This is a genomic window from Aeromonas sp. S2(2024) (genome assembly GCF_041402505.1).
Lineage (GTDB): Bacteria > Pseudomonadota > Gammaproteobacteria > Enterobacterales > Aeromonadaceae > Aeromonas > Aeromonas media.
In genome coordinates, this window is the sequence record NZ_JBGLRL010000001.1 from 149,878 (window position 1) to 165,024 (window position 15,147).

General features: G+C 61.3%; 13 protein-coding genes. 5 read left to right on the forward strand and 8 right to left on the reverse strand.

What is annotated here, in order from left to right; genetic code table 11:
• Nucleotides 1-14: 14 nt before the first annotated feature.
• The gene (locus tag ACB039_RS00700; RefSeq protein ID WP_005328966.1) at nucleotides 15-1,148 is read left to right on the forward strand and encodes a diguanylate cyclase; all 1,134 of its coding nucleotides are present in this window, start codon (nucleotides 15-17) and stop codon (nucleotides 1,146-1,148) included.
• A 30-nt stretch (nucleotides 1,149-1,178) separates the two neighbouring features.
• On the opposite strand, the gene ACB039_RS00705 is transcribed toward ACB039_RS00700, so the two are convergent.
• Both ACB039_RS00705 and ACB039_RS00710 read right to left on the reverse strand, forming a co-directional pair.
• Nucleotides 1,179-1,427 carry a DUF2498 family protein gene (locus ACB039_RS00705; RefSeq protein WP_371164920.1) on the reverse strand — a complete coding sequence of 83 codons (249 nt, stop codon included), beginning with the start codon at nucleotides 1,425-1,427 and terminating at the stop codon, nucleotides 1,179-1,181.
• A 133-nt stretch (nucleotides 1,428-1,560) separates the two neighbouring features.
• Nucleotides 1,561-2,940: an MATE family efflux transporter gene (locus tag ACB039_RS00710; RefSeq protein WP_371164921.1), complete on the reverse strand. Its 1,380-nt coding sequence runs from the start codon at nucleotides 2,938-2,940 to the stop codon at nucleotides 1,561-1,563.
• A 120-nt stretch (nucleotides 2,941-3,060) separates the two neighbouring features.
• On the opposite strand from ACB039_RS00710, the gene ACB039_RS00715 reads away from it, so the two are divergent.
• Nucleotides 3,061-3,918: a helix-turn-helix transcriptional regulator gene (locus ACB039_RS00715; RefSeq protein WP_371164922.1), complete on the forward strand. Its 858-nt coding sequence runs from the start codon at nucleotides 3,061-3,063 to the stop codon at nucleotides 3,916-3,918.
• A 55-nt stretch (nucleotides 3,919-3,973) separates the two neighbouring features.
• A complete protein-coding gene (locus ACB039_RS00720) occupies nucleotides 3,974-5,668 on the forward strand; it encodes an NAD-dependent malic enzyme (protein WP_371164923.1) in 1,695 nt (564 codons plus the stop codon).
• Nucleotides 5,669-5,740: 72 nt separating this feature from the next.
• On the opposite strand, the gene ACB039_RS00725 is transcribed toward ACB039_RS00720, so the two are convergent.
• From ACB039_RS00725 to ACB039_RS00740, 4 genes are all read right to left on the reverse strand, one after another.
• Complete coding sequence (locus tag ACB039_RS00725; protein WP_371164924.1) at nucleotides 5,741-6,817, reverse strand: OmpA family protein; 1,077 nt, start codon at nucleotides 6,815-6,817, stop codon at nucleotides 5,741-5,743.
• Between the two features lie 229 nt (nucleotides 6,818-7,046).
• Nucleotides 7,047-8,048: a porin OmpA gene (ompA, locus tag ACB039_RS00730; protein ID WP_371164925.1), complete on the reverse strand. Its 1,002-nt coding sequence runs from the start codon at nucleotides 8,046-8,048 to the stop codon at nucleotides 7,047-7,049.
• A 417-nt stretch (nucleotides 8,049-8,465) separates the two neighbouring features.
• On the reverse strand, nucleotides 8,466-9,485 hold the full coding sequence (ompA, locus tag ACB039_RS00735) for a porin OmpA (protein ID WP_041206213.1): 1,020 nt from the start codon (nucleotides 9,483-9,485) through the stop codon (nucleotides 8,466-8,468).
• A gap of 308 nt (nucleotides 9,486-9,793) precedes the next feature.
• Nucleotides 9,794-10,387, reverse strand: a complete 594-nt coding sequence (locus ACB039_RS00740) for a hypothetical protein (protein ID WP_171272361.1) — start codon at nucleotides 10,385-10,387, stop codon at nucleotides 9,794-9,796.
• 258 nt (nucleotides 10,388-10,645) lie between these two features.
• On the opposite strand from ACB039_RS00740, the gene ACB039_RS00745 reads away from it, so the two are divergent.
• Both ACB039_RS00745 and ACB039_RS00750 read left to right on the forward strand, forming a co-directional pair.
• Nucleotides 10,646-10,912, forward strand: a complete 267-nt coding sequence (locus ACB039_RS00745; RefSeq protein ID WP_005298604.1) for a DNA-binding transcriptional regulator — start codon at nucleotides 10,646-10,648, stop codon at nucleotides 10,910-10,912.
• Between the two features lie 195 nt (nucleotides 10,913-11,107).
• A complete protein-coding gene (locus ACB039_RS00750) occupies nucleotides 11,108-12,469 on the forward strand; it encodes a sodium-dependent transporter (RefSeq protein WP_005333069.1) in 1,362 nt (453 codons plus the stop codon).
• 69 nt (nucleotides 12,470-12,538) lie between these two features.
• On the opposite strand, the gene ACB039_RS00755 is transcribed toward ACB039_RS00750, so the two are convergent.
• Complete coding sequence (locus ACB039_RS00755) at nucleotides 12,539-13,402, reverse strand: patatin-like phospholipase family protein (protein WP_263685673.1); 864 nt, start codon at nucleotides 13,400-13,402, stop codon at nucleotides 12,539-12,541.
• Between the two features lie 33 nt (nucleotides 13,403-13,435).
• Nucleotides 13,436-14,992, reverse strand: coding sequence for a sensor domain-containing diguanylate cyclase (locus tag ACB039_RS00760; protein ID WP_371164926.1), 1,557 nt, complete (start codon nucleotides 14,990-14,992; stop codon nucleotides 13,436-13,438).
• Between the last annotated feature and the right edge of the window lie 155 nt (nucleotides 14,993-15,147).

Here is a 15,147-nt window from a genome sequence, read left to right on the forward strand (position 1 = left end):
AATGGAGGCTCTGGATGCTGAAGCTGTCGGAGTTCTGGAGTGCCCGTGCCCACTCCGAAGATTTCACCCTGACCCGCATGGGCTTTATGACGGTGCGTCTTCGGCTGCTCACCTGTCTACTGATGGTGGGGCTGCCCGCCTGGGCGCTGGTGGACTGGCTGACCCTGCCCGCCCCCCAGTTTGACGAGCTGTTTCAGGTTCGGATCTTCTGCCTGCTGGCCCTCTCTCCGCTCATCCCCCTCTCCTATCTCATTCACTTCAGACGCGAACGCATGAAGCTGGCGCTGGGCTATCTGATGGCGGTGATGATGCTGTTCTCCCTCATCTGTCTGCACAGTTTCGGGACGGATCAGGAGTTGCAGGCGGGTTACATGGCGTTCCCCTATCTGCTCATCAGCCTGTTTGCCATCTTCCCCATCCCGCTCTCTCTCAGTCTGCAACTGGCAGGCGGTATCCTGATCACCATGCTGGCCGGCAACTGGCTGCTGGTGGGTCAGTCGCTCCTGAGCGTGCAGACCCTCAATCAGGTCTGGCTGCTGGGGTTGTTCACCGTGGCGAGTGCCTGGGTGCAGTGCGGCCAGCTCAACATGCTGTTGCAACTCTACCGGGAGTCCACCACGGACGAACTGACCGGCATGATGAACCGTCGCCTGCTGATGAAGCAGCTCGAGAAGGCCAGGGTCAGCATGATCCGCAAGCAGGCTCCCTTTGCCGTGCTGCTGCTGGACCTGGACAGATTCAAGCGCATCAATGACAGCTTCGGCCATCTGGCGGGGGACGCCGTGCTGAAAGAGGTGGCGGCGACCCTGGCGGAGCAGCTGGAACCCGGTATGGTGCTCGGTCGCTACGGTGGGGAGGAGTTTGCCATCCTGCTGCCCAACTGCGCCGAGCTGACCCAGGCTAAGCGGGTCGCCGAGCGACTGCGGGTGGCGGTGGAGGCGCGGCTGGTGAAGAGCCCGACCTCGGATGAACTGCTGGAGGTGACGGTGAGCATAGGTTTGACCCTGGCTCTGCGCGGGGAGGGGGTCGAGGAGCTGCTCAACCGGGCGGACGAGTGCCTCTACATGGCCAAGATGGCGGGTCGCAACTGCGTGGTGGGCGAACTGGCGAAGACGCCGGGCAAGCCCACCAAGACGGATGCCGCCTGAAGGCGGCATCTTGTCGGAGGGATTGCGATCTCAGCTCAGTCGGTACTTGCCTGACAACTGCTGGGCCAGCAGTTTGAACATGTTGAACACAGCCATTGTCTTGCCGGTCGGGGTGCCATCCTCGGCCAGGAAGAACTCCCCCTTGAACACCAGGATCTCCCCCTTCTGCTCCACCGAATCGGCACGCATGCCGTGGATGAAATCTTCGTGGCTCTTGATGATGCCGTTGGCCATCTCCAGCAGGGCAGTCTCGGTGATCAGCTCTTTTTGTGGTTGCATGTGCGTCTCCTTAAACGACTACTGGCAGGGCGCGGTGTGCCCCGCCGCTGATTGAAGAGGCGGTTAGCATACTGCAAGGGGGGATTTTCTGTCATTGATATGACCCCGCTTTTTGCCCGGCAGCGGGCAGCCGTCACCCCATCACCAGATTCTTGAGCCAGTGACGCTGGCGGATCCTGCGTTGCACCAGCAGTACCTTGGAGAGCTCCTCCAGCAGCACCACTGCCACCACCCAGGAGAGGGGCCAGCCCAACAGGCTTACCGCCACCCAGGCGAGCGGCAGGCCGATGCACCACATGGCGACGATGTCGATGAAGATGCTGTAGTTCACGTCCCCCCCCGAGCGCAGCACCCCGACAATGCCCACCATGTTAAACACCTTGAGCAACATGCCGAGGCACATGATGGCCAGCACCTGGCCCGCTTCCCCCATCAGCTCCCCCGGCAGGTTGCCGACCCACTGCAGCAGGTTGGTCTGCAGCAGCCAGACGGCTATTCCCACCAACAGGGCGCCGATGGGGGCGAGCAGCAGGAACAGCTGGGAGTGCTGCCAGGCCACCTCGTACTCCTCGGCCCCGAGCCGGTGGCCGAGCAGGGTGGAGCAGGCCACCGCCAGCCCGAAGAAGAGAGAGATGAGGATGCTCTCGAGGGTGCCCAGGGTGGTCATGATGGCCAGGGAATCCGTGCCGAGGTGGGCATAGAGGAAGCCGTAGAGCAGCATGCCGAAGGCCCAGAGCCCGTCGTGGAACAAGAGCGGCAGGGCGATCAGGGTGAAGCGCACCACCTCCTTGCGCCGAAAGGCGTCCCACCAGTCCTGTCTGCGCGGGATGAGGCGCGGCTCCTGGCGCCACACATAGGCAAGCAGCAGCGCCGTCTGCAGCAGCCGTGAAATCGTGGTGCCCCAGGCCGAGCCCGCGACCCCCATGGCCTCGAAGCCGAAGTTGCCGAAGATGAGGGCGTAGTTGAGGATGACGTTGGCGATGATGGCAATGATGCCGATCCGGGTCGGCGCCGCCGCGTTGCCCACGGAGCGCAGGGCCGCCTCCAGGGGCACCACTATGGCGGTACAGAGGATGGTGGCACCGGTGATCATCAAAAACTCGTCGGCCAGCAGGCGCAGCGCGGGATCCTGGCTGGCAAAGCCGAGCACGCTGCCCGGCGAGAGCACATAGATGAGGGCAAACGGCAGGCTCACCAGCAGGGCGCCCACCAGGGCCAGCGCCAGGGAGCGGCGCACTCCGGCCAGCTCGCCCCGGCCATAGTATTGGGCCGCCAACACCGAGACCCCGCCAGAGAGCCCCGCTATCACCAGCAGGTTGAAGAAGAAGACCCGGTTACCCAAGCCGACCGCCGCCACAGCCGTGGTGCCAAGCTGGCTCACCATCATGATGTCGATGAGACCGAGCAGGGAGAACATCATGGATTGCAGCGACACCGGCAGGGCCAGTCGCCACAGTCGGGTCATGAACTCACGATCGGTGGTTTGTTTTAAAATCGCTTGCCAATAATTCATATAAGTTAACCGGGTATGTGAAAAGCAAGGTTTGTCATGGGTATGATAGGGGGTGATGCGGGTGGCTTCACTGTGAGCACCTCTCGGCTTTCTTGTTCAAAACTATCATGTTGAGGCGTTATGGCATTTGTCAGCGAGTGTCTTGAGATAGCTCCCGGCTGCGAGGAGCGGATGCTGGGGCGCGAAGGTCTGCCCCTGCTGGGGGAGGCGGGAGTCTTCTTGACCGGTCTCTCGAACATCCGGGAGCACTACCTTATTCGCCGCAACAGACCCGAGTTCCACATCCTGATGGTGAGCCATGACGAGGGGGGCGTCCTGCTAACCGATGACGGAGAGCTGTCCATCCCGGCGGGAGCCCTGGTCTTTCTCCCCGCCGCCGTGCCCGGCGGCCTCAGGTTGGTGGGAGAAGAGTGGCGCACCAGCTGGATCCTGCTCGATGACGTGCCGCGCTGGCAGCATCTGCACCGGCTCGGCCACCGCATCTGGCAGGGGGAGGAGGGGGAGCAGCTCTACCATCTGCTCAGCCTGATGCAGGGGGAGGGAGTGCGATCTCCCTTGCAGCCCCAGCTGCTCAGCCTGTTGCTGGCCCTGCTGGACAGAACCCTGCAAGGGGAGGTGCGCGGCACCCCTGAGCTCAGGCTGCAGGCGCTGTTTCGCCGGGTGGAGGCGCGTCTCGATGAACCCTGGAGCGTGACCCTGCTCGCCAGCCAGATGGCCTGCTCTGTGCCCCATCTGCACCGGCTCTGCCAGCAGGTGTTCGGCATGGGGCCCATGGCCTGGCTGACGGGGCTTAGGATGAACAAGGCGCGCCAGCTGCTGCTCTATACCAACTGGCCCCTCGGCGAGCTGGCGGCCCGGGTCGGTTACAGCGACGGTGCCAACTTTGCGAACCGTTTTCGCCGCCTCACTGGTCAGACCCCCGGCGCCTTTCGTCGCCTGGGTCGCAAACCTGTTGCCACGGAGGTGCAAACCCTTTGAAATTGTTGGCCCAAGCCCATAGGATCGGCGGGCCACACAGTCAAGGTACAGATCCATGTTTGAAGATAATAATCAGAAACGTCCCCTCTACATTCCCTACGCCGGCCCGGCCCTGCTGGAGACCCCGCTGCTCAACAAGGGCAGCGCCTTCACCAGCGAGGAGCGCAGCAGCTTCAATCTGGAGGGCCTGCTGCCCCAGAACATAGAGACCATCGAAGAGCAGGCCGAGCGCGCCTATCGCCAGTTCATGGCGTTTGGCAATGACATGGACAAGCACATCTATCTGCGCAACATCCAGGACACCAACGAAACCCTGTTCTATCGCCTGCTGAACAACCACCTGACCGAGATGCTGCCGGTCATCTACACCCCGACCGTGGGCAAGGCGTGCGAGGAGTTCTCCAACATCTACCGTCGTGCCCGCGGCCTCTTCATCTCCTATCCGGACAAGGACAGGATCGATGACATGCTGCAAAACGCCACCAAGCAGAACGTCAAGGTGATAGTGGTCACCGACGGCGAGCGGATCCTGGGGCTGGGGGATCAGGGCATCGGCGGCATGGGCATTCCCATCGGCAAGCTCTCCCTCTACACCGCCTGCGGCGGCATCTCGCCAGCCTACTGCCTGCCGGTGGTGCTGGACGTGGGCACCAACAACCAGCAGCTGCTCAACGATCCCTTCTACATGGGCTGGCGCCACCCGCGCATCTCCGGGGAGGAGTACGACGAGTTCGTCGATGCCTTCATCCAGGCAGTCAAGCGCCGCTGGCCCGAGATCCTGCTGCAGTTCGAAGACTTCGCCCAGGGCAATGCCACCCCGCTGCTCAACCGCTACAAGGACGAGCTGTGCTGCTTCAACGATGATATCCAGGGGACGGCAGCCGTGACCCTGGGAAGCCTTATCGCCGCCTGCAAGGCCTCGGGGGCCAAGCTCTCCGAGAAGCGGGTCGCCTTCCTCGGCGCGGGCAGCGCCGGTTGCGGCATCGCCGAGCAGATAGTGGCGCAGATGAAGGCCGAGGGGCTGAATGATGCGGAGGCTCGCGGCCGGGTCTTCATGGTGGACCGTTTCGGCCTCATCACCGACAAGATCCCCAATCAGCTCGACTTCCAGCGCAAGCTCTCCCAGCCGCTGGAGCGGATCAAGGAGTGGCCGGTGGGGGACAACATCTCCCTGCTGGAGGTGATGGAACACGGTCGTCCGGACATCCTGATCGGGGTCTCGGGCCAACCGGGCCTGTTCACCGAAGAGGTGGTCAAGACCATGCACAAGCACTGCAGCCGCCCCATCATATTCCCGCTCTCCAACCCCACCTCACGGGTGGAGGCGACGCCGGCGGATCTCATCCGCTGGACCGACGGCCAGGTGCTGGTGGCCACCGGCAGCCCGTTCGCGCCGGTGGAGTACAAGGGCAAGCGCTACGTCATCGCCCAGTGCAACAACTCATTCATCTTCCCGGGGATAGGCCTTGGCGTCATTGCCTCCGGCGCCACCCGGGTGACCGACGCCATGCTGATGTCCGCCAGCCGGGCGCTGGCGGAGTGCTCCCCCCTGGTGAAGGGAGAGGAGGGCTCCTTGCTGCCGGATCTGGCGGATATCCATCGGGTGTCCCGCTACATCGCCAAGATGGTGGCCAAGACCGCCATGCTGCAGGGCAAGGCGGTGCAGACCCCGGACGAGGTGATAGACCAGGCCATAGAAGCGAACTTCTGGCGGCCGGAATACCGCCGCTATCGCCGCACTTCGTTCTGATCGAAGAGGCCGCAAAAGCAGAAGGGATGCGCAAGCATCCCTTTTTTGTGCACGGCAGAGGCGGATGAGGGGTTATTGTGCCGGTTGCTCGGCAGCGGGTTCGGCCGCTGGCTCGGTGGCCGCTGGTGCGGCGGCCTGCACGCCGGTCACCCGGATCTCGACCCGGCGATCCGGGGCCAGGCAGTCGATGAGGGCGGCTCTCGCCTTGACGTCATCGCACTGGGTGCCGGTGACCGGATTGCTCTCGCCATTGCCCTGGATGCTCACCTTGTCGGCGGGCAGGCCCTTGCCGATGAGGAAGTTGGCGACCGTGCTGGCACGGGCCTCGGACAATGCCTGATTGTTGGCATCCGAGCCGATGCGGTCGGTATAGCCCATCACCACGGCGTTGCCATCCTTGGGCTTGATGTCGACTATCTGCTGGTAGAGGTCTTCCAGGGCGGCCATGCCTTCCGGCTTGAGCTCGGCCTTGCCAAAGGCAAACAGCACGTCGGAACTCAGGTTGAAGGTCTGATCCACCGGCTCGGGGGGCGGCGGCGGGGTCACCACCAGGGGGGCGGCCACCGGCACTGCGGCCACGGTGCGGTTGGGGTGCAGCACCAGCTCTAAGGTGGCGGTGCTGATGTCGCTGACCCAACGTTGGGTGCCGCTGCCCACCTTGTCGTTGTCCGAGTCATCCCCCACCCGCACCATGTAGCGATAACGGGCCTGGATGTCGATCCAGTCGTGCAGCCTGGCGGTCATGCCGAGCCCGGCCAGCGGCGCCAGGTTGTCCTCGCTGCCGTTGATGGACTTGACGCTGTAGAGGTAACCGCCCCCCTCTGCGAACACCGAGAAGATGTCGTTCAATGGCAGGCGACCCAGGATCGACAGGGTTGCCCCCTGATTGCTGAACTCGTGACCATTGACGTCCCAGTCACCGCCCGACAGATAGCCCAGTTCTGCCCCCAGGTTTTCGGTGAAGTTGTAGCCGGCGAAGGCGTTGTACGCGGTGTCGTCGTTGCTGACATCCTTGCTGAAGTCATCGAGATCATGGGCCCATGCCCAGCCCGCCCCCGCCCCTATATACCAGTCATGGACAGGTGCCGCCTGTGCCGCTCCTGTCGCCAATGCCAATGCAATCCATACCGGTTTCAGTCTTATGTTCATCGCGTTTCCTCGTCGATGTTGGGTGTTATAGGGCTCCCAGCCCTTTGTTATGTATAACCAACATTATGTATAGGCCATATGAGACGTTTAACCACTTAAGTGGCGACCCTGTATGGAAAATCTGTGAGGAGGGTGACAACTATTTGGTCCCCGTGAGAGGGTGTGGAGGGCGGTGCAACGAATAAAAAAAGGGGCCGAGTGGCCCCTTGTTTGGCTGCGGGTTGACCGCTTACTGCTGCACTTCCTGTACGCCGGTGACGCGCACTTCGACGCGGCGATCCGGTGCCAGGCAGGCGATCAGCTGGTTCTTGCCCTTGACGCCGTCACACTGGGTGCCGGTGACCGGATTGGCTTCACCACGGCCCTCGATGGCGACCTTGCCTGCCGGCAGACCCTTGCCAACCAGGAAGTCGGCCACGGTGCGAGCACGGGCTTCGGACAGCTTCTGGTTGTAGGCGTCAGAACCGATACGGTCGGTGTAACCCACCACCACGGCGCTGCCATCTTTTGGCTGAACGTCGACGATCTGCTGATACAGGGTGTTGAGGGCGGCAGTACCTTCCGGCTTCAGGGTGGACTTGCCGAAGGCAAACAACACGTCAGAGCTCAGGGAGAAGCTCTTGTCGACCATGACGGGCTCGGGGGCCGGCTCGGGAGCCGGTGCTGCTACAGGTGCCACATAGGCTTTGCGGTTCGGGTGCATCACCAGTTCCAGGGTGGTGACGCTCATGTCGGTCTTCCAGGTCTTCTGATCGTCACCCAGATCCCAGATGTAGCGATAGCGAGCCTGCAGGTCGAGCAGATCGGTGAGCTTGGCGCTCAGGCCCAGACCGGCCAGCGGCGAGGTGCCGTTGTCGCTGTCACCGTTGCCGTTGACATGGTTGAAGTAGGCACCGCCTTCGGCAAACACGGAGAAGATGTCACCCAGCGGCAGACGACCAAGGGCAGACAGGGTGGCGCCTTGGGTCTTGAAGTCGACGCCATCGACGCCACCCTTGCCTGCATAGAGATAACCGAGCTCGGCCGCGTAGTAATCGTTGAAGTTGTAACCGCCGAACAGGGAGATCGCGGTGGCGTCCTTGTCGGCATCCAGACCGAAGGAGTCCAGGTCATGGCCATAAGCCCAACCTGCACCCATACCTGTGTACCAGTCATCGGCCGCCTGGGCGGTGGAGGTTCCCATGGCTGCAATAGCCAGAGCAATCAGGGTTGGAGCCATTTTCATTTTCATCATTTTATCCTCGTTGAGTTGCCGTGCTACGGGCGTACTGCGCACTCTTTGTTATACCGATCGCAGATGACATTTCATGATGCGATTCCGTGACCTGGTCACGGACGGCTTGAATAAAAAATGGATGGTAACCTGGATTCTCATGAAGCTGTTTCTCCATGGACAACTAACCGGGCAATAAGCACTTTTAATAGTTCATCCAATGTCTTACAAGCGTTGCTACTGTATTCTTTTGAACCAGCTTGATCAAGTTTCTGCACAGATATGCAGCGATGGGGTTGGTGCGACGAGGATGCGGACTGGCCAGAGAGGGAAGGGGAGACAAGGTGGTGAGACAGGAGGTGACGTTTGCGGTGACAGACATGCAAAAGGGGATGCCGTGGCATCCCCTTTTCGCGTTATCTGAACGGAGTCAGATTACTGCTGAACTTCCTGTACGCCGGATACGCGCACTTCTACGCGACGATCCGGGGCCAGGCAGGAGATCAGCTGAGCCTTGGCGGTTACGCCGTTGCACTTGGTGCCGGTAACCGGGTTGGCTTCGCCACGACCTTCGATGGCAACCTTGCTGGCAGCCATACCTTTGCTGACCAGGAAGTTGGCAACGGTGCGGGCACGGGCTTCGGACAGCTTCTGGTTGTAAGCGTCGGAACCGATGCGGTCGGTGTAACCAACGACAACGGCGTTACCGTCTTTCGGCTGGAACTCGACGATCTGCTGGTACAGAGCGTTCAGGGCTTCCACGCCTTCGGCCTTCAGGCTGTCTTTGCCAAAGGCAAACAGCACGTCGGAGTTCAGGGCGAAGTTCTTCTCAACGATCTGCGGAGCAGGAGCCGGAGCTTCTTCAACAACAGGAGCCGGAGCCGGTGCTACGTAGGAAGTACGGAACGGGTGGTAAACGGCTTCCAGGGTCGCAACGCTCTGGTTGGACTTGTAGCGTACGTTGTCGGCGTGCAGGTCAGCTACGTCCCACATGTAGCGGTAACGAGCTTGCAGATCCAGCGCATCGTTCACCTTGTAGGTCACACCGGCACCGGCCAGCGGGGATACCTTGGTATCGCTGGTGCCCATACCGTCGGTGTGGCCCCAGTAGGCGCCAGCTTCACCGAACAGGGAGAAATCGTTGCCCAGCGGCAGACGAGCGATACCGGACAGGGTGGCACCCTGGCTCTCGTAACGGTTGCCATCGGTGTTGCCACGGCCGGTGTACTGGTAGCCCAGCTCGGAACCGAAGTATTCGTTGAAGTTGTAACCGACGAAGGCATTGGCAGCAGCCGCGTCTTCTTCACCAGTGTTCACGCCTTCGATCTTGTTCAGACCGTTGAAGTGAGTCGCACCGACACCGGCACCGAAGTAGATATCATCAGCGGCGTGTGCAGCAGTTGCACCCATGGCAGCCATGGCGATGGCGATCAGGGAAGGAGCCATTTTCATCATAAAATTAATCCTCGTTGAGATGGCACGTTGTTCACGTGCTTCGCACTTTGTAATTTATGTAAGCTGCTGGCTCTGCCGGGCAACAAGGGTTGCGCCGAGCAGGGATCCTAGATCCATCCAGGAGGCACGTTATCTGGGTGCACAAGTGTGCGAGTTGCGCTATCGAGAGCGCATACTTCGCCACGAACAGCCGATGTCATTCCGATGACGTGGCGCACTTTATGCTCATTTCAAAACATGATCAAGCTCACAGATAATCTGTGGGGCAGATTGTGTCGTATGGATAACTGGCTGTTTATCTGGATTTATTAGTGATCCAAGTAGGCGCGATGCAGCTTTCTCTCAAGCTTCATATAGGCCTCAGCCCAAGCGTGCTGCGGGGTGGCGATGGCGGCCCTGGTCGCGAAAACCGCGAGATAGTCGGCCTCAGTTGCTTCGCACAGCAAGGGTGTGAAGCTGAGTAAATAATGGCGGGCGAGATAGGGGTCCAGGGGCCAGATATTGAGGATGGCCCTGGCGACCGGCTGAATCGCGGCTGAACAGATGAAATGTTGATGACCGGCTTCCAGCCACTGGGCCATCTCGCGCAGGCCCTGTTCGGGCACCAGTCCACCATCCCTCTTCTCCGTCGACAGTGTCATGCGGTTACCATTGCCAAGCAGCAGGGAGCCATCTTCCAGAAAGACCCCATCGTGGCTGCGCAGGGACAGCGTGGTGGGGTGCTCGAGATAGAGGCTGCACTTGTCCGAGAGGGAAGCCAGCACGGGAGCGGCCTCGCTCTGCATGACGGCGGGTAGCAAGAATGCCTCGGCCCGGGTTTGCTGACCCTGATGGAGCTGGCGGGGGAGGGAATCCGGGTCTGAATCCGGGTGAAGTCGGGAGATGATGCCGGGGAATGCCATGCTGAATACTCTTTAAGGGATAACTGGCGAATTATACGAGTTATGGCCGTGGCAACAATAAAGGTTTCTCTTCGAGACTGTTTACCTGAGGCGACTCTGCGATTACCATCCCCGAGGTTTGTTAGGGTTGTCGTCGAAAGACGCTTATTAAAGATAGAGGCTCGACCATAACGAGTCCGTTCAAAACTGATACACTTGACTACGAGTCGTCGCGAAAAATAAAGGTGGAGTGAATCCGCCGAACGGAGTATGGAACACATGAATTCAAATATCGTAACTGTTGGCAAGAAGATCCGTCAGATCCGCGAAGCGGTTGGCCTGAGCCGTCCCAAGTTTGCCGATCTGCTGGGCGTCCCCCCGACTACCCTGAAGAACTATGAACTGGGTTACCGTGAAGTTGGAGGCGCCTTCCTGGTCGCCCTGGCTCATCACCCTGAACTGCACAAGTTCACCCTCTGGTTGCTGGCCGACAAGAAAGTCGCCGAAATCGGCCAGATCGGTCCGGACGATATTGCCAAGGCTTGATTGCCTGAGCCTTGATAAAAATGCCGCCCGCGAGGCGGCATTTTTTATTTGTCAAAACAGACAGTTATTTAAATAAGTAATGCGTTGTGTGCTTCATGTGGCGATTTCAACCAAATCATCTTGGCAAGCTGGATTAATCCCCGGAAAATTCCGACCCTTTAAATTCAGGTCCCTGATCCACAGAGCGAGACAAGCATGAGCAATACCCTTCCCAAAGCCAGAGATGGCTTTACCAGCACCTTCGGCGTGCTTGCCGCGACCCTGGGCTCGGCGGTCGGCCTTGGCAACATCTGGAAGTTTCCCTATCTGACCGGGGAGAATGGCGGCGCCGGCTTTCTGCTGGTCTATGTCATCGCCACCCTGCTGGTGGGACTGCCGGTGATGATCTCGGAGATCATGCTGGGGCGTCAGGCGAAATCCGATGCGGTGAGCGGGCTCATCAAGCTGGCGCCCAAGGGGCAGCCCTGGTGGCTGATCGCGGCCATGGGGGTGACGGCGGCCTTCCTCATTATGTCGTTTTACTCCGAAGTGGCGGCCTGGGTATTCGCCTACATCTTCAAGGCGGCCAGTGGCGAGATCCTCTCGACCGATCCCGCCGTCACCGGCGCGGCCTTCAATGCGCTCATCACGGATCCCTTGCAGAGCCTGCTGTGGCAGTGGCTGGTGCTGGCGCTGATGGGGGGCATATTGCTGATGGGGGTGTCGAAAGGGATAGAGGCGGTCACCAAGCGGCTGATGCCGGTGCTTTTCATCCTGCTGCTGGTGATCGGCATTCGCAGTCTGACCCTGCCCGGGGCGAGCGAGGGGCTGCATTTCCTGTTCTCCCCTGATTTTTCCAAGGTCACCGCCGGTGTGGTGCTGACCGCCATGGGGCTGGCCTTCTTCAAGCTCTCCATCGGCATGGGCTGCATGATGACCTATGGCAGCTACTTTCGGGACGATCAGCACATTCCGCTCACCACGGTCAGGGTGATGTGCGCCGATCTGTTCGTCTCCATGCTGGCGGGGATCGCCATCTTCCCGGCGGTGTTTGCGTTCGGTTTCGAGCCGACCGCCGGTCCCTCCCTGCTGTTCATCACCATTCCGGCAGTGTTTGCCAGCATCCCGTTCGGCCACCTGTTCATGGTGCTGTTCTTCGTGCTCTCCGCCATAGCGGCCACGGGGGCCATGCTCTCCATTCTGGAGGTGCCGGTCTCCGTGCTCTCCGAGCGTTTTCACATGAGCCGAAGGAGGGCGACGCTGATCAACCTGCTGCTGCTGGGGGCGGTCGGGTCGACCTGTGCGCTCTCCAACAGCACGCTGGCGGACGTGCAGATAGCCGGCAAGACCTTCTTCGATCTGTTCGACTTCGTCTCCTCCAACGTGCTGATGCCCCTGGGCGGTATCTTCCTCTGTCTGTTCGTGGGCTGGGTCTGGGGCTTCGAGCGGATGAAGACGGCGCTGACCAATGGGGGCGAGCTGGAGCTGCCCATCCTCAAGCCGCTGTTCTTCATCATCCGCTACGTGTCGCCGCCGCTCATCCTGATCGTGATGCTCAAGGGGCTGGGGCTGTTCTGAGCCTGCGGTCCGGACAGCAAAAGAGCGCCTGATGGCGCTCTTTTTCATTGGCGTGTCCCGGTGGTGCCCTCATATCAGACCGAGTCGGGAGAGTTCCTCCTTGAGCTGGTCCAGGTTGCGCTCGACGCAAGCCTCCCCCTCGTTGATGGCGTCGCTCGCGCGGTGGAAGTCCATGATGGAGAGGCTGCCAAGGCGCGGGCAGAGCTGGATCTCGGGGGGATCCCCGGCCATGCGGGCGCGGGTGATCCGCTCCTGCATGATGTTGATGGAGCCGGTCATCACCCCCCACATGCCGGGCGTGCTGGGTTCTCCCCGGCCCAGCCACTGACTGAAGAGGCCTCCCGGTGCGGGCGGGTCCGGCTCGTCGGTCCAGGGCTGATGCAGGTCGGTGTTGAGGTTGACGGCGATCACCACCTCGGCTCCCATGGCGCGGGCCAGGGAGATGGGGACCGGGTTGACCACGGCGCCATCCACCAGCCAGCGATCGTCGATCCGGGTCGGGGTCAAAATGCCGGGCATGCCGCAGGAGGCGCGCACGCACTGTCGCAGCGGCCCCTCTTGCAGCCAGATTTCGCGGCCGGTATCGAGTTCGGTAGCGACGCAGGCAAAGGGCAGCGGCAGGCTCTCGATGGCGGGATCCCCCAGATGGTTGGCGGCGATGCCAAACACCTTGTCGCCGCGGAACAGACCGCCGGAGAGGGCGGGATCGAGCAGCCCCATCACCTGCAGGCGGCTGAAACCGCGTACCCAGGACTCCAGTTTGTCCAGCTCGCCGGCGGCATAGGCGGCACCGACGAAACTGCCGATGGAGCAACCGGCCACCAGATCCGGTTTGACACCGAGGCGCTCCAGCGCCCGTATGATGCCGATGTGCGCCCATCCTCGGGCGGCGCCGCTGCCAAGGGCCAGGCCCAGGCGGGGTTTTCGTGCCACAGTGCGTCTCCTGCTGTGAGTTGGGGGTTCAGCTTACTCCTGCTTCCCCCGTGCGTCATCCTGCCAGCCTTCACTGCGATTGCGACCATTGGCCTTGGCCTGATAGAGGGCGAGATCGGCACGACGAATAGCCTCGTGCAGCTTGATCTCCGGGCGTTGACGGCAATGGCCGAGACTGATGGTCACCCTCAGCTCGGGGGCTATCTCGGTCCAGTCGTGTTCCGCGATGCGCAGCCGCAGCTGTTCGGCTAGCGGGGCCAGGGGCAGACCCTTGTCTGCGACCAGCAACAGAAACTCCTCACCACCCCAGCGGATCAGGGTGCACTCCCGGGTCAGCAAGGGTTGGCAGAGCTGAACCAGCCGGATCAGCACCTGATCGCCGATCCCGTGCCCGAAGCGGTCGTTGACCTGCTTGAAGTGATCGCAATCGAACATGATGGCCCCGATGTGATGGCTGCCAGCCTGGGCGTAACGGCGTTCGACGGCGTCGAAGTGGTGGCGGTTGAAGGCGCCGGTCAGTGCATCGTGGCTGGACAGGTAATTCAACCGGCGGTTGAGGCGGCGGGATCGCAGGCTCGACAGCGTCGCCACCACCAGGCAGAGCAAGGTGAGGAGCGCCGTTGCCGATTGCCACAGCAGCATCTGCAGCAGGGGCAGCAGCGAGATGCGGTGGATCAGGGTGAGCGGCGTAGCGGGAATGGGGTAGACCAGCTGCAAGGCACTCTGCTGCCAGTGATACCCTTCCCGCGAGGCTTCCCTGGCCAGAGGTGGTGCCGTGCCGGACTGACTGCTGGCCAGGATCTGCCGGTGCTGATTGACCAGAAACAGGGTGCCAATCTGGGGGGCGAGACGGCGCAGGGTCTGCTCCAGGGTACTGGTCTGAATGTCGATGCTGAGCAGGCCGATGATCTGGTCACTCTGGGTGATGGGCTGGGACAGGGTGATCATCTGTCCCCGGCCGGCAAAATCCTGATATGGGCGTGACAACGTGGCGTGCTCGGAGGGCGGATGCCGGCCCAGTACCTCCTGCCAGTAAGACTTGTGGTAGATGGCGGGGTCAAAACGGAACTGGCTGGAGGGCACCCAGGGGTAGAGATAGATGAAGTCGTCCGTGCCGGTGAAGTAGATCCAGGCCACGTCCTTGTCGAGCAGCTTGCTGGCGGTGGCGAGCAGGGGAGAGAGGCTGAGGGCGAGATGCATTCTCGCCTCCCGCTGGCTGCCGCCATGGGGCAACGGGTTCAGCCCGGTCAGGTTGCCGATGAGGGCGGGCGGCAGATCGACGGGGATGCGATCCAGGTTGATGCCGTGCTCCCCATCGACCTGAAGCGCCTGATAGAGCTGGCGCGAGAGCACTGACTGGGGGTTGCTGCGCAGGCGCTCCTCGGCCTGGCCGCGCATGGCCTCGAGGAAGGCCTCCATCCGCTGATGCTGGTTGCTCAGCTGGGCCGCAGTGTTGATGACGTCGCGCCGGTTCAGCTCGGTGATCTGGCGAAATGCGTGTTGCAGGGCGAGCAGCAGCAACAGCAGGCTGAAGCCCAGCAGCAGCCACTGCAAGCGATATTTGGCAAAGGCAGGGGGCAGTGTGGGCATGGGCGTACCGGGAAATGACGGGATCGGCACATCAGTGTAAGGCAGAAAATATTCACAGTCTCAGCTGGATGTGATTTTGATGATCTTCCCGCCGGGCTGTTACGTTTTGTCACATTTATACATAGTCACGGCATAGTCAGGGGGTAACATGGTGC